At 51.6% G+C, this 21,266-nt stretch carries 18 protein-coding genes and 1 tRNA gene; 9 read left to right on the top strand and 10 right to left on the bottom strand.

All coding sequences use genetic code 11. The features are described from left to right. Positions 1 to 8: 8 nt before the first annotated feature. From ACLUYS_RS04495 to ACLUYS_RS04485, 3 genes are all read right to left on the bottom strand, one after another. The gene (locus ACLUYS_RS04495; RefSeq protein ID WP_412659231.1) at positions 9 to 818 is read right to left on the bottom strand and encodes a hypothetical protein; all 810 of its coding nucleotides are present in this window, start codon (positions 816 to 818) and stop codon (positions 9 to 11) included. Positions 819 to 1,082: 264 nt separating this feature from the next. Then, positions 1,083 to 1,469 carry a BlaI/MecI/CopY family transcriptional regulator gene (locus ACLUYS_RS04490; RefSeq protein WP_230267319.1) on the bottom strand — a complete coding sequence of 129 codons (387 nt, stop codon included), beginning with the start codon at positions 1,467 to 1,469 and terminating at the stop codon, positions 1,083 to 1,085. A gap of 179 nt (positions 1,470 to 1,648) precedes the next feature. Next, the gene (locus ACLUYS_RS04485; protein ID WP_230267318.1) at positions 1,649 to 2,482 is read right to left on the bottom strand and encodes an AIM24 family protein; all 834 of its coding nucleotides are present in this window, start codon (positions 2,480 to 2,482) and stop codon (positions 1,649 to 1,651) included. A 327-nt stretch (positions 2,483 to 2,809) separates the two neighbouring features. On the opposite strand from ACLUYS_RS04485, the gene nrdG reads away from it, so the two are divergent. After that, positions 2,810 to 3,355, top strand: coding sequence for an anaerobic ribonucleoside-triphosphate reductase activating protein (nrdG, locus tag ACLUYS_RS04480; protein ID WP_230267317.1), 546 nt, complete (start codon positions 2,810 to 2,812; stop codon positions 3,353 to 3,355). 162 nt (positions 3,356 to 3,517) lie between these two features. Here the strand turns inward: nrdG and ACLUYS_RS04475 are convergent, their stop codons facing one another. After that, complete coding sequence (locus ACLUYS_RS04475; protein WP_412659229.1) at positions 3,518 to 6,739, bottom strand: heavy metal translocating P-type ATPase; 3,222 nt, start codon at positions 6,737 to 6,739, stop codon at positions 3,518 to 3,520. Between the two features lie 745 nt (positions 6,740 to 7,484). Between ACLUYS_RS04475 and ACLUYS_RS04470 the strand changes: the two genes are divergently transcribed. Beyond that, positions 7,485 to 8,438, top strand: a complete 954-nt coding sequence (locus ACLUYS_RS04470; RefSeq protein ID WP_230267315.1) for a M56 family metallopeptidase — start codon at positions 7,485 to 7,487, stop codon at positions 8,436 to 8,438. Between the two features lie 180 nt (positions 8,439 to 8,618). Here ACLUYS_RS04470 and ACLUYS_RS04465 read toward each other — a convergent pair whose 3' ends face one another. Genes ACLUYS_RS04465 through ACLUYS_RS04450 form a run of 4 tightly spaced genes read right to left on the bottom strand, consistent with a single transcriptional unit; the run spans position 8,619 to position 13,490 of the window. After that, positions 8,619 to 10,526 carry an extracellular solute-binding protein gene (locus tag ACLUYS_RS04465; protein WP_230267314.1) on the bottom strand — a complete coding sequence of 636 codons (1,908 nt, stop codon included), beginning with the start codon at positions 10,524 to 10,526 and terminating at the stop codon, positions 8,619 to 8,621. Further along, the gene (locus ACLUYS_RS04460; RefSeq protein ID WP_230267313.1) at positions 10,523 to 11,359 is read right to left on the bottom strand and encodes an ABC transporter permease; all 837 of its coding nucleotides are present in this window, start codon (positions 11,357 to 11,359) and stop codon (positions 10,523 to 10,525) included. The genes ACLUYS_RS04465 and ACLUYS_RS04460 overlap by 4 nt, the downstream gene beginning before the upstream one ends. Further along, positions 11,356 to 12,942, bottom strand: a complete 1,587-nt coding sequence (locus ACLUYS_RS04455; RefSeq protein ID WP_230267312.1) for an ABC transporter ATP-binding protein — start codon at positions 12,940 to 12,942, stop codon at positions 11,356 to 11,358. The genes ACLUYS_RS04460 and ACLUYS_RS04455 overlap by 4 nt, the downstream gene beginning before the upstream one ends. A gap of 11 nt (positions 12,943 to 12,953) precedes the next feature. Then, a complete protein-coding gene (locus ACLUYS_RS04450) occupies positions 12,954 to 13,490 on the bottom strand; it encodes a helix-turn-helix domain-containing protein (protein ID WP_230267325.1) in 537 nt (178 codons plus the stop codon). Between the two features lie 450 nt (positions 13,491 to 13,940). Between ACLUYS_RS04450 and ACLUYS_RS04445 the strand changes: the two genes are divergently transcribed. Continuing rightward, a complete protein-coding gene (locus ACLUYS_RS04445; protein WP_412659226.1) occupies positions 13,941 to 14,801 on the top strand; it encodes a DUF368 domain-containing protein in 861 nt (286 codons plus the stop codon). A 156-nt stretch (positions 14,802 to 14,957) separates the two neighbouring features. Here the strand turns inward: ACLUYS_RS04445 and ACLUYS_RS04440 are convergent, their stop codons facing one another. Then, the gene (locus tag ACLUYS_RS04440) at positions 14,958 to 16,073 is read right to left on the bottom strand and encodes a cation diffusion facilitator family transporter (protein ID WP_412659225.1); all 1,116 of its coding nucleotides are present in this window, start codon (positions 16,071 to 16,073) and stop codon (positions 14,958 to 14,960) included. 105 nt (positions 16,074 to 16,178) lie between these two features. On the opposite strand from ACLUYS_RS04440, the gene ACLUYS_RS04435 reads away from it, so the two are divergent. Continuing rightward, positions 16,179 to 16,267 (top strand) — tRNA-Ser (locus ACLUYS_RS04435). 329 nt (positions 16,268 to 16,596) lie between these two features. Here the strand turns inward: ACLUYS_RS04435 and ACLUYS_RS04430 are convergent. Next, positions 16,597 to 17,613 (bottom strand): serine hydrolase, encoded by a 1,017-nt coding sequence (locus ACLUYS_RS04430; protein WP_230267309.1) that lies wholly within the window; start codon positions 17,611 to 17,613, stop codon positions 16,597 to 16,599. Between the two features lie 290 nt (positions 17,614 to 17,903). Between ACLUYS_RS04430 and ACLUYS_RS04425 the strand changes: the two genes are divergently transcribed. From ACLUYS_RS04425 to ACLUYS_RS04405, 5 genes are all read left to right on the top strand, one after another. Then, positions 17,904 to 18,251, top strand: coding sequence for a hypothetical protein (locus ACLUYS_RS04425; protein ID WP_230267308.1), 348 nt, complete (start codon positions 17,904 to 17,906; stop codon positions 18,249 to 18,251). 192 nt (positions 18,252 to 18,443) lie between these two features. Next, positions 18,444 to 18,743, top strand: a complete 300-nt coding sequence (locus ACLUYS_RS04420; RefSeq protein ID WP_230267307.1) for a hypothetical protein — start codon at positions 18,444 to 18,446, stop codon at positions 18,741 to 18,743. Positions 18,744 to 18,949: 206 nt separating this feature from the next. Continuing rightward, a complete protein-coding gene (locus ACLUYS_RS04415; protein WP_230267306.1) occupies positions 18,950 to 19,651 on the top strand; it encodes a VTC domain-containing protein in 702 nt (233 codons plus the stop codon). Between the two features lie 115 nt (positions 19,652 to 19,766). Further along, entirely contained in the window at positions 19,767 to 20,405 is a 639-nt protein-coding gene (locus ACLUYS_RS04410) for a DUF4956 domain-containing protein (RefSeq protein ID WP_288820608.1), read from the top strand. A 242-nt stretch (positions 20,406 to 20,647) separates the two neighbouring features. Then, a partial coding sequence (locus ACLUYS_RS04405) for a carbohydrate-binding domain-containing protein (protein WP_412659223.1) occupies positions 20,648 to 21,266 on the top strand: 619 nt, incomplete at its 3' end.

The raw sequence follows: 21,266 nt of genomic DNA, 5'->3' as shown, positions 1-21,266 counted from the left end.
TAGCGTATCTAATATTCAGTCTCGCGTATACCCGTCGATTGTTTGACACTTACTGAGGACTGCTGCTTCGAACGCTTACGGTCGCCGGACACTCTGCGGCCATGCTCGCGGATTTCTTCCCAGTCTTCGAGCAGTTCATCCATCAAAAACGCGTACGCCTGCTCATCTTCCTCGCAGGCCAGGTGAGCCAGAGCGGAAAGCGCGGAATAGAGAATGTATTCTCTGGGATATTCCACGACGTAGGGATGCACCTGAACGATCTTCCGATCCAGATCGACCTGCATCGGCCATGGCTGATCGGCATGAATCTCCAGTACGGGAAAAGGTCCATCCAGTCCGGCGGCTGCCAGACGATCCGCCGAATCGGCCCAGGCTTCTTTATAGGCGATCTGCAGGCGCGCATTAAGATCTTCGCGAATGAGCGTACGGATGTGGTCAAAAACGTCCAGGCTGGACGTATAGATGCGGTATACGCTTTCCTCAAGCTTGCAGAAATCTTTACCCGGTAAAATTTCTTCGTGACAGGGGAAACCGAAAATTGTGCGCACAGAGAACGGATACCCGTTTTCCTCACCCAGATCGATTGGACGGGAAAAGTCCCGGTTTCGAATCCGCGTCGCAATCTGACAGAGAAGATCCGCTTCTCGAGACTGCAGACTCGACAGAATTTCTTCTTCTTTCTCATATAGCGAAAGAGAAATATGCAGGGACAGATCCTCCCTGACGTACAGAACAGGGGCCGGAATCGCCTTCCATTCGATGGTGATCGGAAACGGTCTCTGTCCGAGCATCAAAAGCCGTTCTCGTCGTATTTTCATATCTTTCGTATTATTCTTTCCCATTTTACTAGGCCTCTTGGTATGAATACGATGATATATCCGATGAGTTCAGCCGTGCATTTTTGAGCGATCATAGTACATTTTTTGACATTTTCCAGCCTTTTTTGGCAAAAATGTATAGAACTATTTTTTTATGAGCATTAAAAAAAGCATCCTGGTTATAAAATCCAGAATGCGGGCCTTTAGGCTTGTTTCTGCGGACAGGCGGTCAGCTTGCCCACGTATTTATTTTTTTCCTTTAGATCATTCGCCGCGGTCTTTCTCGCACCGAAGCAGTTTCTGCTTTTCCTGGATCAGCTTTTCCAGTTCATCAAGAATCGCTGAATCCTCGGTCTGACGAATGAAGTTCATCGCCAGCTCATAAGAGGCATTATCTGCCAGAGACTGGGCAATGTACTGACTTTGCGAAATAATCGGCTTAAACGTACGCGTCAGTGCATTTTTGTGATAGCTGAATCCAGCTACCTCAATAAATCCGAGCGTCTGTAATTTTTTGAGTACGATCTGGATCGTATTCCGGCTGAGTTCCGGGGAAGCCAGCAGAATTTCGTGTGCAGATATAGGCTGTTCGCTGTTCCAAAGAATATTCATTATTTGGGATTCGCGTTTGGTCAGTCCGTTTTGTTCCATAAATTCATCTCCCTATTGCGTAAAAATTCAATCCGGTTAAATTGCCGATTGAGTTTAACCACTTTCCCACCATCTTCATTTTAGTAAAACGAAATTTTTTGAACAACGATTATACAAAAGAACAGACAAAAATAATCAAGAATTTCCTACAAAATCCAAATCTGGCCTCATTTCGGCATTCAGCTGACCGTATTGGAAGAAGCGCTCTCGTTTTTGGATGCAGAATCTGCTAAAGCGTCTTCGGACAGCTCTTCCCGGATAAATGGCGCGAGAAGGACCTTGCCGGTTCCTCGGTACGTATTCACAAGGCCTTCCTTGCTGAGAAAGGACGCTGTGGCTGAAGAGCCCGGCGTTTCCACGGTCAGCGTCAGGCTGCCCGACCAGGCGATCGCGAAACTGCCGTCCACGCGCAGCACATCGTCGGTAATTTCCACAAGAATGAGCTGTTCTTCCACGCAGGGCGAAAGAATGGCCGCTGTGCCCTCTCCATCCAGACGCATGGAAAACAGGCCTTCCTTGGCAAATACGGCCGAAGACAGACTCGTCCGGCTGGTGACGCTCTGGCGTACGCCGCCGGAGCAGGCAAGAAAGCTGTTGGGCGAAATGACGATGCCGTCAGGCCACTCCGCCAGATCGATCAGCAAAATCTCATCGTCTACCGGCTCGCAGACGATCGTGCCTTCCCCGCGATAGCAGGGGGAGACGGCTTTCTGCCCCGTCATTTTGCCGGTAATCATTTTCCCAAACAGCGAAGTCACGTTGCGCACGCCGCTGTCCATTTCGCAATAACCGACCATCCACTGCATCATGCCTTCCGCAATGCGCACGTCATCGACATCGAGCGAACAGACGAGCTGGCGTTTATGCTTGCCCATTTTCGCCGCAAACCAGGCTTCCATGGCGTTTTCATACGGGATCGAATAATCCAGCTTGTGCTTGAGCACGCGAAACGGGCCGGACTGGTCTTCAACGCTCACGTTAGGGCTTGTGGTCAGATTGTATACGGCGTACATGGCTTTCTCCTTATGGCGATTCACAGACGGATCGCCGCTTTTTCTTCTTTTTCGTTCTCTCTTCTGATTTTACCGTCTGCTCCCGGCTTTTTCGATGAAAGGGTCTGAAATCGGCGGGATCCGCGACTTTGCGCGGGCGCAGATTTCTGCAGACTCCATCTGCGCTTGTCGGGTGTACGGTATTTTTGACAGAAAATTCTCTGCCCGTTAGTATTGGCTATGCACCCTCAACCCCTAGGCCGCCTGTCTGGTGACTCAGCCGCTGAAGATGCGAAAAAAAGATAACTGGATTTATATTCATATATAAAAATGTAAAGGAAAACTATCATGAATTACGGTGAAATTAAAAAATTTGATATTGCCAATGGTACCGGTGTCCGCGTTTCGCTTTTCGTCTCCGGATGCCTCAATCATTGCCCTGGCTGCTTCCAGCAGGAAACCTGGGATTTCGACTATGGAAAGCCATGGACATCCCAGACCGAAGACGAAATCTTAAAAGCGCTGGCTCCGAAGTACATCGACGGCCTGACCGTTCTTGGCGGCGATCCGTTTGAAATTTCCAATCAGGAAGCCGTATCCCATCTGGTTGCGCGCGTTCGTGAAGAACTCCCGGAAAAAACGATCTGGATGTACACCGGCTACATTCTCGACCGCGACCTGCTCGATGGCGGCCGTCGCCACACCCCATGGACCGACACCATTCTGAACAGCCTGAACGTCCTCGTCGACGGCCCGTTTGTGGAAGCCAAGAAAGATCTCTCACTTCTGTTCTGCGGCTCGTCCAACCAGCGTCTGATCGATGTTCCCGCGTCGCTCAAGGCGCAGGATATCGTCCTGTACGATCCGACCTTCTTCGGAAACGGACAGAACTAGCCAGGCCGTTCGCCTAAACGCGTACGATCATCCCATTTGAAAAACCGCTGCCTTTCAGCCGTAAAAAAAGGTGCCTTTCGGCACCCTTTTTTTGTACTTTTCTGAAACTTTTCCAGTGTAATACAGTGAAAAAAAACTTTGTTTTCGGCTTCAATCCTTGAATCAGTCATCGATTGCGGATACCGAATAGCCGGCTGCGGTTACGGCTTTTGCCAGTGCAGCTGCGCTGAGATCTTTTCCCGTTACAACTGCCTTGCCGCTGGCGAGATCCACTTTTACGGATTCAACGCCTTCTACGCCCTGCAGCGCTTTTTCAACGCGGGCAACGCAATGCTGGCAGGACATGCCGTCAATAGTCAGAGTCATCATCTCACCTCCTTCGCCTGTTTCGTTGCTGGATTTTTCCAGTTTTGCGATCTCTTCAAAAATATCGCCTTCTTCGGGCAGCGTATCTCCGCAAAGGGTAATCTGCTGCGCCGGGGCACTGTAAACCATCCAGGTCAGTTCTGGATAGTCTTTCTTTAAATCATCAAATAAAGCTGTAATTTCGCCTTCGTTTTGCGGATGGAAATCCTTGAGGAAGGCACTCATCTGCGGAATGGCTGTGCGGGTTTCATAGCCGGCGTCCTTTACCGCTTCTTCATAGGCCGAAAGTTCAATCGGACGATCGGCCAGAACGAGGGCTTCGCCCGGTTTCAGCGTGACTTCTGCAGCGCGTACGCCATCGATCTTCTGCAAAGCCTGCGTTACATGCTTCTGGCAATGCGCACACGTCATGCCGTCTACGTCAAAGCGAACGGTCTGTTCTGCCGCCGGTTCGGCATTGCGCGCTGCAGGCGCTGCCTGAGCCGCTTTTGCGGATTTCGCATCGCCCCATACGAGCGGGGTTCCCTTCAGGCCTTTATGCGCCGGTTCGGACGGTTGGGCTGTTTCTGCCCGTTTCTGTGCGGTGGAAGCGGCACTCACTTCGGATGCCAGTGCAGAGGCGGTCATCTCAGCGGACGGCACAGCGGGCAGTTTGGAAATCTGGATGGCTTCCTGCTGCTTTTCGGCTTCTGGGCTTTCCATCTGGGAAATCGCCTTGGCCGGCTTGAAGAAGCGCAGACGCAGGGCATTGAGGCAGACGGTAACCGACGAGAAGGACATCGCTGCAGCGCCGATCATCGGGTTGAGCAGCCAGCCGTTAATCGGGTAGAAGAGACCCATGGCAACCGGGATGCCCAGGATGTTGTAGAAGAACGCCCAGAACAGGTTTTCCTTAATATTGCGAATGGTGGCGCGGGACAGCTCAACGGCAGTAACGACATCGAGCAGATTGTTTTTCATCAAAACGATATCTGCGGATTCCATCGCGATATCGGTACCGGACTGAATCGCAAAGCCGACGTCAGCACGAGTCAGAGCCGGGGCATCGTTAATGCCGTCGCCGACCATGGCCACGATCTTGCCTTCGTCTTCCAGTTTGCGAATAACTGATTCTTTATCGGCCGGCAGAACATCCGAGATGACATTGCTGAGTTCGAGGCCCTGCGAAACCGCCTTGGCGGTCTGCGCGTTGTCCCCCGTCAGCATAATGACATCGATGCCTTCCTTGCGCAGCAGCGCGATGGCATCGCGCGAGGTCGGACGAATTTCATCGGCCGCGCCGATGATGCCGCAAAGTTCATGATCAAAGGCGAAGAAGAGCGGCGTTCCGCCTTTGCGCGCAATTTCTGAAGCAGCTTCGAGCGCTTTTTCATCGAGCGCTACATGTTCTTCGTTCATGAATGCCTGGTTGCCGGCCTGAACGAAAATGCCGTTCACCATAACTTCCAGACCGCGTCCGCCAAAGGCCTTGAAATCCGAGGCCGCATACAGACTGCGGTTTTCTTTTTTGGCTTCTTCCAGAACCGCTTTAGCCAGCGGATGTTCCGAACCGGATTCCGCCGAAGCAGCAATCGTCATAAACGCATCGGCATCGTATCGATCGCCAAACAGGGTGAGGGATACGACGGCCGGTTTGCCGCGGGTAATGGTTCCGGTCTTGTCGAGAACCACGGTATTGACTTTCGCCAGTTCTTCGAGCACGCCGGCGGATTTGACGAGAATGCCGTACTGCGCGGCTTTGCCGGTCGCGACCATGATGGCCAGCGGCGTGGCCAGACCCAGCGCACACGGGCAGGAAATAACGAGTACGGAAATCGCGCAGTTCAGCGCAAAGCCAATGCTGTGGCCGGCGATCAGCCAGCCGATCAGGGTAACAAGAGAAATGCCGAGAACGACCGGAACGAACACGCCGGAAACCTTGTCGGCCAGACGCGCGATTGGTGCCTTGGAGTTGCCGGCTTCATCGACCAGCGAAATAATTTGAGAAAGCGTCGTATCGGAACCGACTTTCGTCGCCCGCATGACAAACGAACCGTTCAGGTTGGTCGAAGCGGACATGACCTCGTCGCCGATGGCTTTTTCGACCGGCATCGATTCGCCGGTAATGGCCGACTGGTCCAGCGTACCGGAACCTTCCACAACGGTACCGTCGACTGGAATCGAGGCACCCGGAACAATGCGGACCAGATCTCCGGCGCGGACGTCTTCCGCCGGGATTTCCACAAAGTCATCCCCGCGTTTTACAAATGCGGTTTTCGGCGCCAGACTGACCAGTTTGGCCAGCGCGTCGCCGGTTTTGGATTTGGAGCGCGCTTCGAGATACTTGCCCAGAGAAACCAGGGTAACGATCATCGCCGCACTTTCAAAGTACAGCGCGTTCATGCCGGAATGGATCAGTTCATGATCCATCGTTCCATAGCCGTACGCCATGGTGAGCAGGCCGTAGAAGCCGTAAATAAAGGATACAGAAGAGCCGACCGCAACGAGCGTATCCATATTCGGGCTGCCGTGAAGCAGAGTTTTAAATCCGTGCGTGAAGAAATCCCGCTGAATGAACAGGATTACCGTGGACAGGAACATCTGGATGCAGGCATCGGCCATCATCCATTCCATATCCATTAAAAAGGAGAACACGCCCAGCATTGGAAGCATGGAGAAGCAAAGCAGAATTGCCAGCAGAATAAGCGAAGAAATCAGCTTTTTCTTTTTGTCTTCCGTTTCCTTGCGAATGCGTTCGCTTCGATCTTCCCAGATCTGCGCGGCACTTTCCGGTTTGGAGGAACCCGTTTCCGCCTGCTGAAGCGTGGCGGAATAGCCGGCATCGGCTACCGCTTTTTCAATCTCGGCCGGATTGACGAGCTTTGGATCGTATTCCACCCGCATGTTCTGTGCGAGCAGAGACACGTCCGCGCTTTCGACGCCGTCCAGTTTGGAAACGGCCCGGGTAACGGCTGCCTGGCAGGAAGCACACGTCATGCCGGAAACGTCAAAGACTTGTTTTTCCATCTCTTTTTCCATAGGACCATCCTTTCTATACCGTGATTCTTTATGTTCCATACAGTCTGTACACCGGCGAAATCGACTTGCGGCTCCGCCTTTTTCGGATGGGAAATCCGATGGAAAACCGGACAGAAGCAAGGCGCCGCAAATCGGAGTCGATTCAGACTGCAGCCTTCAAAATCAAAAACATCGTAAAAGAAACTTCCATCGATATCCCGGATAATGCCTGTTCTCTGAGCGGTGCAGAAAACTGCAGCGAGTGCATAAAGATCAGCACTCACATCCCCTGAGTGCTTGCAGAGCCATTGTAGCACGCTCTTTTCGATCGGTCTTCTCAGAAGTTTACTTAAACAAACTCGCAAAAAAACGCTCTTTTCTGGAAGCGCTTTTCCAAATGCTGATTTTCGTTTCCAAATCGTTATTTTTTTTAGCGTCAGTATGAATTTTTTGGTATATTTTCCCGCGGGCTTAGACAAATGTAAGCGGATGTATTAATAGCAAAAACAGCGCAGGTCCAATGGATATACGGATTTTCCGTCATGATTGTATTTTTTAGCGAATAATTTCAAATTTTCATCGAATAGATATATTCCTTTAAAAAATTGCGTATTTTATACTTTTTGAGTTTGATGAGCATTTTTTTGCTAAAATAAAACCACTTGGATTTGCATGCGGTTTTCCCCGCACAATGCTGCATGCGATCCGTCCCTTCCATTTTTTAAGCCTCTGAATTGCAACTCCGAATATGGAAAGAAGGTACATTATGCTGCTGTCTGTCTATTCGGTATTCATGGCGCTTCTGTTTTGTATATGTCTGATGGCTGTGCTGGCTGTACTTCTTCATAATTCTTCTCTGGCCAGCCGCATTCATCCCTGCCTTTTTATGGCGGTATTGTGCACCTATTTCTTTCGCATGTTTCTTCCCTGCAGCTTTCAGCTCGGGGTCGAGCTGCCCTGGAATGGCCTCTTTCCTCTGATCGATCACCACCTGGAAACCGTGTCGTTTCTTGGTACGAACGGCTTTGGCTGGCTGAGCTGGATCTGGCTGGCCGGCGCGGCTATTGCGTTTGTGCGATACCGGCGACGATATGAGAAAGAACAGGTTCTGATGGATATGGTTCTCGATACCGCAAAACAGTACGCGATTACCGATTTCATCCCGGACTACTGCGGTCCGGACTTTGATCTTTATATTTCTCCGTCCGTTCCGTTTTCCTTTGTACGCCTCGATCATCATCCGGCTATCATCCTGCCGGACGTGCCGATGCATCCAGACGAATATGAGTTCATCATTTTGCATGAGGTGTGTCATCTGTGCAACGAGGACGCGCTCTTGAAAAAGCTGTATCTGACGCTGACGATTGTCTACTGGTGGCTGCCGGGCCTCACGCGGATTCGTCCCGTGCTGGAACTGTTCAGCGAAATCCGCGTCGATCGACAGATCACCGAACAGCGCACGCCGCTAAATCGTCTCAATTACTCCCGGACGGTGCTTCGCTTTGCGGCTCCGTCTTCCCGCACGTTTCCGCATACCAACTTTGTGCGGCTCTCCGCCTTTTCCCGCAGCACGTCGACCCGTGCTCTTGAATCGCGCATCCGCGTTCTGATCGACACGTCGCAAAGCGAACCGAAACAGCCGCCTGCGGCTGTTCTCTGGATTCCTTTTGCCTGCGCGTTTTTCTCTTCACTGATTCTCATTTCGATTTACGCGATCTGAATCCGGCTTTCTTTTTCAAAGATCCATCCGGTTTCTGCACTCTGCACTGCACATGTAAAAAGTCCCGAATCGAACCGGTTTCTGCCGCTTCGCATTCGGGACTTTATTCGTTTTGCAAATGGATGTTCCGGATCAAATCGATTTTCGATCCATCGGTTTTTCCGCTTCAGGACACGCTGGCTAGCGGCTGTTGGATGCGATGATCTTGACCTGACTCCAGTACTGCGCAATCGTCTTGCGGCTGTCCGGATTGTATTCAAAGACTTCGTCCTTCGCATAGCCGGTACGCGGAATGTAGGCGTTGGTGCCGTCAAACTCCGTGGCTGCCAGTTCGTCTTCCGCTTCCTTGTTGGTCGCGGTATAGCCGACGTAGGACGAGTTGATCATCTGCGCTTCGTAGGACGCTGCGTAGTTGATGAAGGCGTAGGCGAGTTCCGGATTGGCCGCGCTCTTCGGGATACACATGGCATCGACCCAGAGGTTGGTGCCTTCTTTGGGCAGATAGTAGCCCATCTGGTCGTTTTCCTGAAGGATGTACGTCGCATCGCCGGAATAGACCATGCCCAGCGCCTTGCGGCCGTTGGCCATGTTGTCGATGATTTCATCCGTTACGATTTCCGGTTCCATCGTGCGGACCACATCGCTCAGCCAGTCAAAGGCGTCCTTGAGCTCCTGAGAATCCGACGTGTTCATCGAATAGCCCAGATTTTTCAGAGCGGACATGAACTGGTCGCGCTCCGAATCGTACAGGTATACATCGCCTTTGTACTTCGGATTGCGGAAAATGTTCCAGCCGTCTTTTTCGAGATCTTCCTGGGACACTTTTTCCTTGTCGTACACAATGCCGACCGTACCCCAGAAATACGGAACGGAATACTGGTTTCCGGGATCGTAGGCGAGATCGCATACCTGATCGTCGAGCTGAACGATCGCTTCATCGACTTTTTCCGGATCGAGCTTCATCAGCAGGTCTTCGTCGATCAGACGCTGAATCATATAGTCTGAAGGAATCAGCACATCGAAGGATTCGCCGTTCGCCACCTTGATGTACATCTGTTCGTTGGAGTCAAAGTTGTCCACGACAACCTGAGCGCCGGTCTGCTGCTCAAAGTTCGAAAGCATTTCATCCGAAATGTATTCGCCAGGCAAATACAGATGCAGCGTCTGGCCCGCAAACGCCTGCGTACCGCGATCCGGGCGGAAGAAGAACAGGCAGCACGCCAGCGCGACAATGACCGCACCGATCAGCGAATTGCGCGCGGTGTGCTTGTGTGCCGAAGGCACGTAATTGGGGTCTTTCATGCGCTTTTCTTCCATGCGCTTGCGAACGACCGGGATGATGTTGACCGCCAGCAAGATGATCGTGATCAGAGCGACAAGCAGCGTGGAAATCGCGTTGATGGACGGATTGACGCGCTTGGCCATCGTGTACACCATGATCGACAGGTTCTTGACGCCTTTTCCCGTCGCAAAGTAGGAAATGATGAAGTCGTCAAAACTCATCGTGAAGGCGATCAGTGCGCCCGAGACAATGCCCGGCATGATTTCCGGAACGATGACTTTAGTCAGCGTCTGAAACGGCGTGGCGCCAAGGTCCATGGCCGCATCCGCCAGGTTCGGGTCAAGCTGCCGCAGTTTCGGGGTAACCGAAAGAATGACATACGGCGTACAGAACGCGATGTGCGCCAGAAGCAAAGTGACAAAGCCGCGTTCGATATGGAAGGTGATGAACAGCAGCATCAGACCGATCGCGGTCACGATATCCGGGTTCATCATCGGCAGATCGTTGATCTGCGTGACGTAGGAGCGCACCAGCTTTTTCGAATAGCGCAGGCCGATCGCGGTGATCGTTCCGACGATCGTCGAAATGACGGTGGCCAGAACCGCAATGACGATGGTGACATAAAGCGAATTCATCATGTCATGCGAGGCAAACATCTGCTCATACCACCGCAGCGAGAAGCCGGTAAAGCTTGTCAGCGATTTGGAGCTGTTGAACGAGAAGATGATCATGAAGAGGATCGGCACATAAAAGAAGATCATCATCAGCGTCGTCAGCAGCGCGCCGACGGGGCGTCTTTTTTTCATGCTTTGCCCTCCTTGGCCGCCTTACGGTCCGCCTTGCGGACAAGGGACATCAGAATCATCATCATCATCGCCATAATGACGGAAATCGCCGAACCGAAGTTCCATTCGCCGACGGTGATGAACTGGTTTTCAATGACGTTTCCAATCAGGAACCAGCCGCCTCCGCCGAGCAGTTTCGGAATGAAGAAGGCGGAAATCGCCGGCAGAAAGACGAGGGTAATTCCGGAAATGACACCCGGAATCGACAGCGGGAAAATAACCCGCCAGAACGTCTGGAACGGCGAAGCGCCCAGATCGCTGGCCGCCTCGACCAGCGAGGGATCCATTTTGGTCAGCGACGCGTGAATCTGCAGCACCATGTACGGCAGATAGTTGTAGACCATGCCGATCAGAACGGCGGTTTCGGTATACAGAATTTCCGCGTCCTTAATGCCAAACCAGCTCAGGACAATTGAAACCGGTCCGCCTTTGGAAAGGATGCCGATCCAGGCATACGTTCTTACCAGCATGTTGATCCACATCGGCAGCGTAATGAACAGAACGATCAGATTTTGCGTCTTCTGCTTGCAGCGGCTGATCCAGTACGCCACCGGATAGCCGATCAGCAGGCAGAGAACGGTCGTCTTGATCGCAACGCTCAGCGAGCGGCCGAGAATGATCAGAAAGTTGGGATCCGTAAAGAAACGGATGTAGCTGTCCAGAGAAAAGCGGAAAGTCGTGACTTCGTTTCCCGGCTGGACAATGGAATAAAACACGATCAGGAGCATCGGGAGCAGCAGCATCCCGGTTCCCCAGATCAGATACGGGATTGCGAGTCTGCGCCAGGTCTTCATGAGGTATAGCCTTCCTTCTCCATGACGTGAATGTCTTCCGGACCAAACGTCAGACCGACACGGGAACCTTCCTTATAAAAGTCCGTCGTATGAATCTTGAACTCGCGGCCTTTGGTCCAGAACGTTACCGGATAAACGCCCGGTTCAATTTTTTCCGGATCGAAATCGTAGGTGACATCGAGCGGAATGGACTGGTCTTCGTTGTTCAGACGCCAGCCCTGCGCGTTCGCCCACGTTTTCAGGTCGGTATCAAGCGCCACGGATTCCTTGATTTCATCCTTGGATTTAAAGAAGTTAAAGGCGGAAACGCCCTCGTTTCGTTTTTCATCGCGGACGATCTGCTGGTCGATGACCTGAATGGTCTTGGTAATCGACAGGCCGCCCTGCGTCGTGAAGGTAATCGAATACGTACCGATCTTGTTTTCCAGGTCGGTTTCGACGTGTTCGATGGACAGCTGTTCATCGGTTTCGTCATTCCAGGCCTGCGCGTCGGCACGGGCGATCAGATCCTTTTCTTCGATGCCTTCCATATCTTCCACGTCCAGATAGAAGCTGTTTCCGGAAATGTGGATGTGGCCGTCGTCTTTCTGGTTGGCATCTTCGGTCGTGATGTGCATGTTCACAGTTACGTGGGTGCCTGGTACGGTTTCGACCATCATTTCGTAAAGCATGCCCTTGAACAGAACCGATTCCACGGTACCGGTCAGTTTTCCCTGACCGACGGGAACGATATCAATGTCTTCGGGACGGATGACGACATCGACCGCTTCGCCGGGCTTGAAGCCCTTGTCGACGCATTCAAAATCCTGTTCGTCAAAGCGGACGAGTTCGTCCTGGACCATCGTGCCGGGCAAAATGTTGCTTTCGCCGATAAAGTTGGCGACATAGGCATTGACCGGTTCGTTGTAAATTTCAACCGGCGAGCCGACCTGCTGGATTTCGCCCTCCTTCATGATGACGATCTTGTCGGACATCGTCAGGGCTTCTTCCTGGTCGTGGGTAACAAAAATAAAGGTAATGCCGACTTCCTGCTGAATGCGCTTGAGCTCGTACTGCATTTCCTTGCGCAGCTTTAAGTCCAGCGCGCCGAGCGGTTCGTCGAGCAGAAGCACGTTCGGTTCATTGACCAGCGCTCTGGCGATGGCCACACGCTGCTGCTGGCCGCCGGAAAGCTGGGTAATTTCCCGTTTTTCATAGCCTTCCAGTCCGATCAGACGAAGCATACGCATGACTTTCTGTTCGATAATGTCGTCCGATACTTTTTTGATGCGCAGACCGAACGCGATGTTTTCGTAAACATTCATATTCGGAAAGAGCGCGTATTTCTGGAAGACCGTATTCAGCTCCCGCTTGTACGGGGGCAGCGAAGAAATTTCTTTTCCCTCGATGTAGACTTCTCCTTCATCCTGAGAAAGGAAGCCTCCAAGAATTCGCAGAAGGGTCGTCTTGCCGCATCCCGAAGGGCCAAGCAGAGTGACAAACTCGTTTTTGTTAATGTCGAGATTGATGCCCTTGAGAATAATCTGGTCATCAAAACTCTTCTGGATGTTCCTGAACTGAATCAGGGTATTGTCTTTTTCCATCTCTTTCCTTTCTAGAACACCGGAGGTGTCGAAACCCACAGAACGAGTGCGGGCGTTTTATAGGGGTTCTCCAGCCAGTGGCGGACGCTGCCGTCGGTATAAAACGTTTCGCCGGTGCGTACCGTCATGCGCCGTCCGTCTTCAAACGTCAGACAGACGGTTCCGCGAAGGATATAGCCGAATTCTTCCCCCTGATGATTGGCTGTCGTCATCGAGGATTTAAACGGTTCAATGCGGACCAGGATCGGTTCCATTTCGTTTTTCTGCGCGTTGGGAACGATCCAGGTAATCGTATGATCGTCTCTTTCATCGACAAAGAAATCATCCTGTCGAAACACGATCTGGCTTTCCGGCTCTTCGCTGAAAAATTCCGGAAGGCTGGTGCCCAGGGCTTCCAGAATATCGGCCAGCGTAGAAATGGAAGGCGAAGTCAGATCCCTCTCGAGCTGGGAGAGGAATCCCTTGGTCAGCTCGCATCGGCTGGCGAGCTCTTCAAGCGTCAGGGAATTCGCCTGCCTGAGGCTGCGAATCCGCGCTCCGATTTTCAAATCCATTGTCCTCTCCTTTCCGGGGCGTCCATACCGCCAAGCCCTTGCGGGCTCAGTCGCTGTTTAGCAATACTAAACAAAGAATATAACTTATATAAACGCAAAGCCCATTATATGCGCGATGCGTTTCATTGCAATTTCTAACGTCAAATAATCGAATTTTTTTACATTCGCACCCCGTTTTCGTAAATCGAGGAAAAACCGCCTTCTGCGATGAGGGTCTGAAAGCGTTCTTTTTATGCCGATGGGCATCGCCTGCGGCTTTGTTTTTGCCGGCTTTTTTCTGATTATTGGACAACAGTTTTCTTTTGAGGATGCGTTTTGCAGACGCTGTCAGACAAAACTGTAAGGAAGACCCGTGGCAGGTCGGCCCGGCGGGTGTTAAGCGGATGTTATATAATACTTGGGTTTCAGCGCCGGTTTGCGAACCGGCTTTAAAGAGAGGTAATTATGAAAATTTCCAGTTTCTGGATGGATGTCCTGCGCGGCATGGTCATTGGTGTAGCCAATATCATCCCCGGCGTTTCCGGCGGCACCATGATGGTCTCCATGGGCATCTATGACAAACTGATTCATTCGGTAACGCATCTGTTTTCGGACTTCAAAAAGTCCTTCCGTTTCCTGCTTCCTATTCTGATCGGTATCGTTCTGGCGCTCTCACTTTTAGCCAAGCTGTTTTCGTTTCTGCTGGCGCGCTGGCCGATCGCGACCAACCTGGGCTTCTGCGGTCTGATCCTCGGCTCTCTGCCTTCGATTTTCAAGCACGTGAAGCATAAGGGATTCAAGCTTTCCTACGGCCTTTGCTTTGCGGCTTTCTTCGTGCTGATCGTCGTGCTGGCCGTCGTTAACGAAAGCTCAGGAAATGATGTCGTTCTGCATACGAACTTTTTCGGCCTGTTCATGTTATTCATCGTCGGCGTCATCGCGGCGGCGACTATGGTTATCCCAGGCGTTTCCGGTTCGATGATGCTCATGCTGATGGGATACTATCAGCCCGTCATCAACCTGGTGTCCGACGGCATCACCGCTCTGCTCAAGCTCGACTGGGGCATGATCGGTCACTGCGTCATTCTTGGCGTCCCCTTTGCGATCGGCGTCGTTCTTGGCATCTTTGCGATCGCCAAGCTGATCGAGTGGATTATGAACAAATGGCATCTGCAGACAATGTGGGCCATCATCGGCCTGATCTGCGCCAGCCCGATCGCCATTCTGCTCAAGACCAGCTGGGCGTCCTTCTCCATCGGACAGCTTCTGATCGGTCTTGTCGCCGCTGCCGCCGGATGGTTCGCGGCCGGATGGCTCTCGGAATAGACAGAAATCCGCTTTCTCTGTTCCGAATTTCATTTGCGATTTCAGGATTTCCATTTCCCAGACATATCAAAGCGCCGGCTCGCTGCAAGAACGAGCCGGCGCTTTTCGTGTGAATAAATGTAAACGATAAGCCAGCCATGGGGGCTGAGAATTCAATCAGGAGTACGGATGGACGATGCGCATTTCCATCCAGGCGATTTTGTCGTCGTTCAGACGGGATTTCAGTACGTCTTCGATTTCCTTTTTGGAACGCTTTTCGTCATAGGGGACGATCAGATCGAAATAGAGAACCATCTGATTTTCCGGCGTCTCTTCAATGCGGAAGTCCTGAATCATCCAGTTCGGATTCGTTTTGCGCACGGCTTCCGTAAGCTTTTCTTCCGCGCGGGTCGTCTGTTCATCGTGCAGAAGAACCGGATCGACGTGTGTGACGAGCTCGATGCCCATGACTTTCATGACTTCGCGTTCAATTCGGTCCACTTCCTGATGGACGTCCATCAGATTGAGGGTGCCGTCCACTTCTACGTGGGCGGTCGCGTATTTGTAGCGGGGACCGTATTTATGGATGGCGATATCGTGGACGTCGATGACCATCGGATTGATCATGATCAGATCGATCATCTGATTCATTTCCTGCGGCGTCGGCGCTTCACCTAAAAGGATGTTGCTGTCTTCGCGCAGCAGACCCCAGGCCGAATAGAAAATAATGCCCGATACAACGACACCCATGTAACCGTCCAGATCGAATCCGGTAAAGCGGGAAATGAGCGTGGAAAGAAGAACCATCGCCGTACCGATCACATCGTTTCGCGAATCGATGGCGTTGGCTTCCAGCAGTTCGCTTTTATACAGCTTCGCGTACTTATGGTTATAAGCGTACATGTACAGCTTGACCGAAATGGAAAGCACCAGAATGATGACGGCGGCCCACTCAAAATGAACCGGCGTCGGATGAATAATTTTCTGGAAAGACTGCGTCACCATGTCGATGCCCAGATAGACAATGACCATGCCCATGAACATCGCGGCAATCGTTTCCGTCCGCTCATGCCCGTACGGATGTTCCTTATCCGCCGGCTTTTCAGCAATCTTGAACGAAATGATCGAAACCACATTGCTCAGCGAGTCCGTTAAGTTGTTGATGGCGTCGCCGCAGATCGAAACGCTGCCGACGAGAACGCCGATAATGTATTTCGAAAGGAACAGTGTAAAGTTGAGGGCAATGCCCACCCAGCCTAAGAGCCGGCTGATGATATAACGCAGTTTCGTCATATCGTCTGTTTTTTCCTTACGGAGAATTCGGTTGACCAGCCAGGTAACCATAATTTTGCCTTCTTTCTTTTCTGAAAATATATGGTAGAATATTGAACGCAACACGGAGACGTATCGAAGTGGTCATAACGGGCCTGACTCGAAATCAGGTAGTCTGAAAGGGCTCGTGGGTTCGAATCCCACCGTCTCCGCCACGAGAACTTAACGCTGAAGGAAGCCATGCGGCACGCCTTCAGCTTTTTTTATTTTCCGCTGGGCTTCGGCATTCGCTTTGGCATGTGCTTCGGGATCTGCTTTGGTTTTCCCACTGCGCGCCGATCCAATGTGCCTCGTTTTGCGCGTTCTGCTTTTCCGTTTTTTTGCTTTTTACGTATTTGTATTTTCGGTGTCTTAGCGGCTTTCCTGCCGGAACGCGTGCGAGTACCGTCAAAGAAAGCCTGCCGATGATCCATCCGCAGGCCATTAGTCCTATCGTATTCTTTTTAAACGGGAATGGAAACATGAACACCGAAACGCTCCTCAACTACTCCCCCTGCTTCTCTTCGGTATCCAGAAGACTCTGCACGCGCAGCGCCAGATCGCCGACAAATTTTTCCGCCTGAATATCGTCGGTCATTACGCAGAGGACATACGGACAGGATGCTTCGAGATCGAGCCCGGCCCCGTTGACCTGTGAGCCATAGGCTCCGTATTTCTGGGCAATCGGCCGATCGAGGAAACGGTTGAGATAGTTGGCCGGCTGTGCGTTTTCCATATCTTCAATCAGCTCTTCATACCGCTCAGGCGAAGCTGCGATTTCCAGAAGAACATCCACCATAACGCCCGGACTCATCAGATTGTCCATGGAAACAAAGTCTTTGTCTTCTGTATGGTTCGGCCAGCGTTCTTTCATGATCGATTTGAACTTTTCCCAGCCGCCAAGATGTTCAAACAAAATGTGGCCGGCGGTATTGTCCGAAGTCAGAATAACCTGTTCGAGAAGTTCTTCAAGATCGATATACGAACCGGCCGCATAGCGTGAGGCAATAACAGAGACATCTTCGTACATGTCGGCCCGGTACAGCAGGGGCTTTTTGAGCAGGGACGGATCTTTCTCCAGGCGGTCATACCAGATCATCGCCAGCGGCAGCTTGTACAGACTCGCTCCGGTATACAGCTCATCTTCATTGAGCGTCCAGGAAATGGAACCGTCCAGCGAATGGATGGCGATGCCCGTTGAATCTTCATCGATGGCGTATTCTTCCATAATTTTGTCCATCTCCTCATTCAGCGCTTCCTGCAGCGCCTGCGCATTGCCTTTTGCGGACGGTCTGCCGGGCGAAATGGCGTTGGCCAGCCGCAGATCGACGCCATCCTGAATGCGGCTCATCATTTCCCGCAAAGCCTGCGAAGATGTCAGAGCTTTAACCGATGCATTTCCATCGATTTCCGTCCTGTTTTCCTGCGCCATCAGCCGTTCACTGCATCCTGTACCGGACAGCCCGACAGCCAGAACAGCCGCCATCAAACACAAAGCGATCTTTCCGCACACTCTCTTCATACCCGCTTTTTCCCTTTTCCTTTCAGGCGTTGTGGCGCCTGAAAACACTCTTTTCTTTAAATCTTTCAAAATTGTACGGAGAGCCCCTGTAAAAATCAATGTGCATAAAAAAACGAATGCCTGTAAAAACAGACATTCAAAAATCTCTCCGGATCCGTGTGGGCAAAAAAGGCGGACCGCCCAAAAAGCAGAAGTTTTGGAATGGGTTCTTTCGTTTTACGTATAATACTCAAGGAAACAGAAATTCGAATACGGCCTGTCGCCGGGATTCGGATCCAAGGAGGATTTACATGTCAGAATCAAACGCACGCATTGTCGTTCTTAACTCCAGCCGTTTTGGTCAGGGCAATCCGCGTCTGGGCGAATCGCTGATGGAAGACTTTCTCGATACGCTCGCCAAAAGCGTAAATGTCCCGCAGGCCATCCTGCTCTATAACTCGGCGGTCGTTCTCGCCTGCAAGGATTCGAAACTTCTCAAGCCTCTCAAGGCGCTGGCGGATCTTGGCTGCAAAGTTCTGGTCAACGAGGAAAGTCTGGTCTTCTATTCTCTGGCCGCAAATCTCGAATGCGGCGAGCCGACATCCTTAAAGGACATGACGGAATGCATGATGGAAGCCGACGCCGTCATTAAGCCCTAACGCCAAAAAAGCACTCTTTTTCCTCGTCTTTCGTTCTCGTTTGGACGCATGTCCAGCCATCCTGAATTTTCGTAGCCGCTTTCATTTTGTGTCCTTTCCATGCAATATTTGACATCACTTTCAAACAATCTATGATAGCTAAGGCATTTCTTCCTAGCGAAGAGCTGCCGAAGCGAAAGGAGATGCAAAACGATGGAAAAATGGACTCAGGAGCAGTATGAGCAGTATCTGAAAACCAGAAAACAGAATGCTCATGACGCATTGAATTTGTACATTGAAGTGAATGCAAAAGAGATGCAGGACGAATGCGAGCCGGGATCGAAAAACCTTTCCTGCGCCTGCAAGGCCATGCTGGCGCAGATGCTGGAAGGCGACTGCTTTGTGGTAGAACCCAAAGTCAAATCCAGAATTGCCGGCAAGCTGACGGTACGCTACTACGTCGATAATCTTTCTCCGGAAAGACGGACGTGGGAAGAAGCCCAGGCCGACTAGCCGCTCTTCACCAGATTTAATGCGCCTGAACGACAGGCGCTTTTTTTATTCGCATTTGTATGCCGTTTTGCCGGTTTTGTTCCTCTTTTGCAGTATATCGATTTGTCTGCCTGCCTTTTTTTGAAAAGGACGGGCTTTTTTTCGCTTCTTTGGATTTTCTTAAGAATTTTAACAATCCTTTGAAACGCTCCCGGCAAGATGAGGCCATGGAAACGTTTATTCGAAAAGAACTGAAATACCGAATCGAGGAAGACGCCAAGGCGGCGTTTTTAAAAGAAGCCGGAGAGCACCTCATTCCGGACACTTACTTTGAATGCGATATTTACACGATTTACCTCGATACCGAACACTTTGATCTCATGCGCCTTTGCGAAGGCAAGCCCGACTACAAGTGCAAAGCCAGACTGCGCGCCTACAAGCCCGTATATAGCGAGGAGGATGCTTTCTTTTTCGAGCTGAAAAAGAAAATTCGCGGCTGCTCGTTTAAGCGAAGGCACCCGTTTACGAAAGCTTCGCTTCAGAACTTTTATGACCATCCAGAACATGCCGGCGAAAATTCCGTCACTAGAGAAATCGCTTCGTTTTTAAACACCTGGCCGGTACGGCCGCGCTTCACGCTGTACGCCCATCGCTTCTGCTACGTGTGGAAGGAAGATCCCACGCTGCGGCTGACGTTTGATGACCAGCTGTTTTATCGCGATGTTCGCCCGGGTCTGTATCGCGATCCCGACGATGTCCCGCTGCTCGAAAAAGGATGGAACATTTTTGAGATCAAGTGTTCCCGTCCGCTGCCCTTAGAACTTTGCCGCCTGCTTGAGCGTCCCGGCATTGTGCCCGGCTCCTTTTCCAAAGCCGGGGCGGCGTATGCCCGCCAGATTCAGAAAACCGACCGCCTTCCGGCGGTTTGAATCGAAAGAAAACGATTTTCCCGATCCAGCCGATTCGTCTCGGACTGTCCTCCCCCAGACAGTCCGCTTTCAAAAGACTTTTTCAGAAAAAATTCACTAGAAAGGAACCCATACGATGACTGAACTCGTTTTTACCAATCTGTTTCTTCCGACTCTTGCCGCGTTTGGAATCGGCATTGTCGGCGCTCTGCTTTGTCTGGCCGCGTTTCGGCCGACCCGCTCCATGCTTCTGACCTGCGCCTTTTTGCCGCCGCTCGTCTGTTCGTGCCTGCTTGCCGTCAACGGCTCAGTCGGCACGTCCATCGCGGTCCTCGGCGTCTTTGGCCTGGTCCGCTTCCGCTCTCTGCCGGCCAAAGGAACGGACATGATCTGCATCATTTACTCGATGGTCACCGGTCTGCTCTGTGCCTGCGGGGCGAGCCTTGCGGCGCTTGCTCTCTGCATTGGCATGGACCTTTGCATGCTTCTGGCCGCCTGGATTTTTTCGCGCCGCAGCCTCATGCAGATTCAGATCGTTGTGCCCGAATCCATGCCAAACGAAGCAGTCTATACGGACATTCTTTCGCGCTTTGGAAAAAAGGTGCACCTTGAAAAGATGAAAACCGCCGGCATGGGCACGCTGTACGAACTTTCCTATACGTTCCTTCCCAACAGCCATTTTGAGAGTACGCGCCTGCTCAACGAAATCCGCGCGGAAAACGGAAACCTTTCCGTCACCCTGCTCGATCTGCACGACGGCGGCGAACAGCTCTAAAAAGTCAGGCAGGAAAATCTTCCTGCAGGCAAAGCCAATCCATATTGTCCATAAAAGACAATATTAAAACCTTATTTGCTTGTTGTTTTCCCACAATTCCATTTTTATCCTTTCATCTGCTTTTTGAACTTTGGATCAAAAATCCGAAGGGTAAGGCGGATTTCCCTCTGCCTGAAATCAGAAAAATCCGGACGGATCCGGATTTTTCTTCGAAATCTATCCAACACAGGATACATTAGACCATGCCTAAAACCCATCGAAAATATGGCGTTCGCGCCCTGCTTGGCGCGGCGCTGGCCGCATCCATGCTGGCGGGATGTGTACCTTCAAAAAACACGCCGGAAACCGATTCTTCCGCGATCCAGAACGAAAAGGATCGGTTCAATAAAAAACAGAACGAAGAGAAAACGGAAGACACGTCCGAAAAAGTTGACGACGATATTGAAATCGCCGACCTTCAAAGCGTATCTTCCAGTACTATCGATCTGTCTTCCGCGTCTTCCGGTCTGAAAATCGTAAACGGTGGCACGTACACGCTGACCAGAACCGGCAAGTATCCGGTTGTCGTGGACGCCAAAGACCAGAGCGTGACTTTAAAGCTGGACGGCGCCAACCTTTCGGTAACCGACGGCCCGGCAATCTTTGTTCGCAACGCGAAAGACGTGGCGATCGAAACGAGTGCAGCCAGCACCGTTTCTTCGAACTCGCATGCCAAAGACAGTACAATTGCCGTTCTTGACGCGGCGATTTATTCCCGTGCGCCGCTGACCCTTTCGGGCAGCGCGAAACTGACGATTTCCGATGCCGCCGGCTCCGCCGTCAAAGCCAAAGAAGATCTCGTTGTCCAAAACGGAACGTATG

This window comes from Allobaculum sp., assembly GCF_047010065.1.
In the GTDB taxonomy this organism is placed as follows: domain Bacteria; phylum Bacillota_I; class Bacilli_A; order Erysipelotrichales; family Erysipelotrichaceae; genus Allobaculum; species Allobaculum fili.
The sequence above is the reverse complement of the archived record's forward strand: the minus strand, read 5'-3'. Positions and strand labels throughout refer to the sequence as shown.

Coding starts and splice junctions, on each gene's coding strand:
- ACLUYS_RS04495 (WP_412659231.1), bottom strand. CDS start 818: ATGAAAATACGACGAGAACGGCTTTTGATGCTCGGACAGAGACCGTTT.
- ACLUYS_RS04490 (WP_230267319.1), bottom strand. CDS start 1,469: ATGGAACAAAACGGACTGACCAAACGCGAATCCCAAATAATGAATATT.
- ACLUYS_RS04485 (WP_230267318.1), bottom strand. CDS start 2,482: ATGTACGCCGTATACAATCTGACCACAAGCCCTAACGTGAGCGTTGAA.
- nrdG (WP_230267317.1), top strand. CDS start 2,810: ATGAATTACGGTGAAATTAAAAAATTTGATATTGCCAATGGTACCGGT.
- ACLUYS_RS04475 (WP_412659229.1), bottom strand. CDS start 6,739: ATGGAAAAAGAGATGGAAAAACAAGTCTTTGACGTTTCCGGCATGACG.
- ACLUYS_RS04470 (WP_230267315.1), top strand. CDS start 7,485: ATGCTGCTGTCTGTCTATTCGGTATTCATGGCGCTTCTGTTTTGTATA.
- ACLUYS_RS04465 (WP_230267314.1), bottom strand. CDS start 10,526: ATGAAAAAAAGACGCCCCGTCGGCGCGCTGCTGACGACGCTGATGATG.
- ACLUYS_RS04460 (WP_230267313.1), bottom strand. CDS start 11,359: ATGAAGACCTGGCGCAGACTCGCAATCCCGTATCTGATCTGGGGAACC.
- ACLUYS_RS04455 (WP_230267312.1), bottom strand. CDS start 12,942: ATGGAAAAAGACAATACCCTGATTCAGTTCAGGAACATCCAGAAGAGT.
- ACLUYS_RS04445 (WP_412659226.1), top strand. CDS start 13,941: ATGAAAATTTCCAGTTTCTGGATGGATGTCCTGCGCGGCATGGTCATT.
- ACLUYS_RS04440 (WP_412659225.1), bottom strand. CDS start 16,073: ATGACGAAACTGCGTTATATCATCAGCCGGCTCTTAGGCTGGGTGGGC.
- ACLUYS_RS04430 (WP_230267309.1), bottom strand. CDS start 17,613: ATGAAGAGAGTGTGCGGAAAGATCGCTTTGTGTTTGATGGCGGCTGTT.
- ACLUYS_RS04425 (WP_230267308.1), top strand. CDS start 17,904: ATGTCAGAATCAAACGCACGCATTGTCGTTCTTAACTCCAGCCGTTTT.
- ACLUYS_RS04420 (WP_230267307.1), top strand. CDS start 18,444: ATGGAAAAATGGACTCAGGAGCAGTATGAGCAGTATCTGAAAACCAGA.
- ACLUYS_RS04415 (WP_230267306.1), top strand. CDS start 18,950: ATGGAAACGTTTATTCGAAAAGAACTGAAATACCGAATCGAGGAAGAC.
- ACLUYS_RS04410 (WP_288820608.1), top strand. CDS start 19,767: ATGACTGAACTCGTTTTTACCAATCTGTTTCTTCCGACTCTTGCCGCG.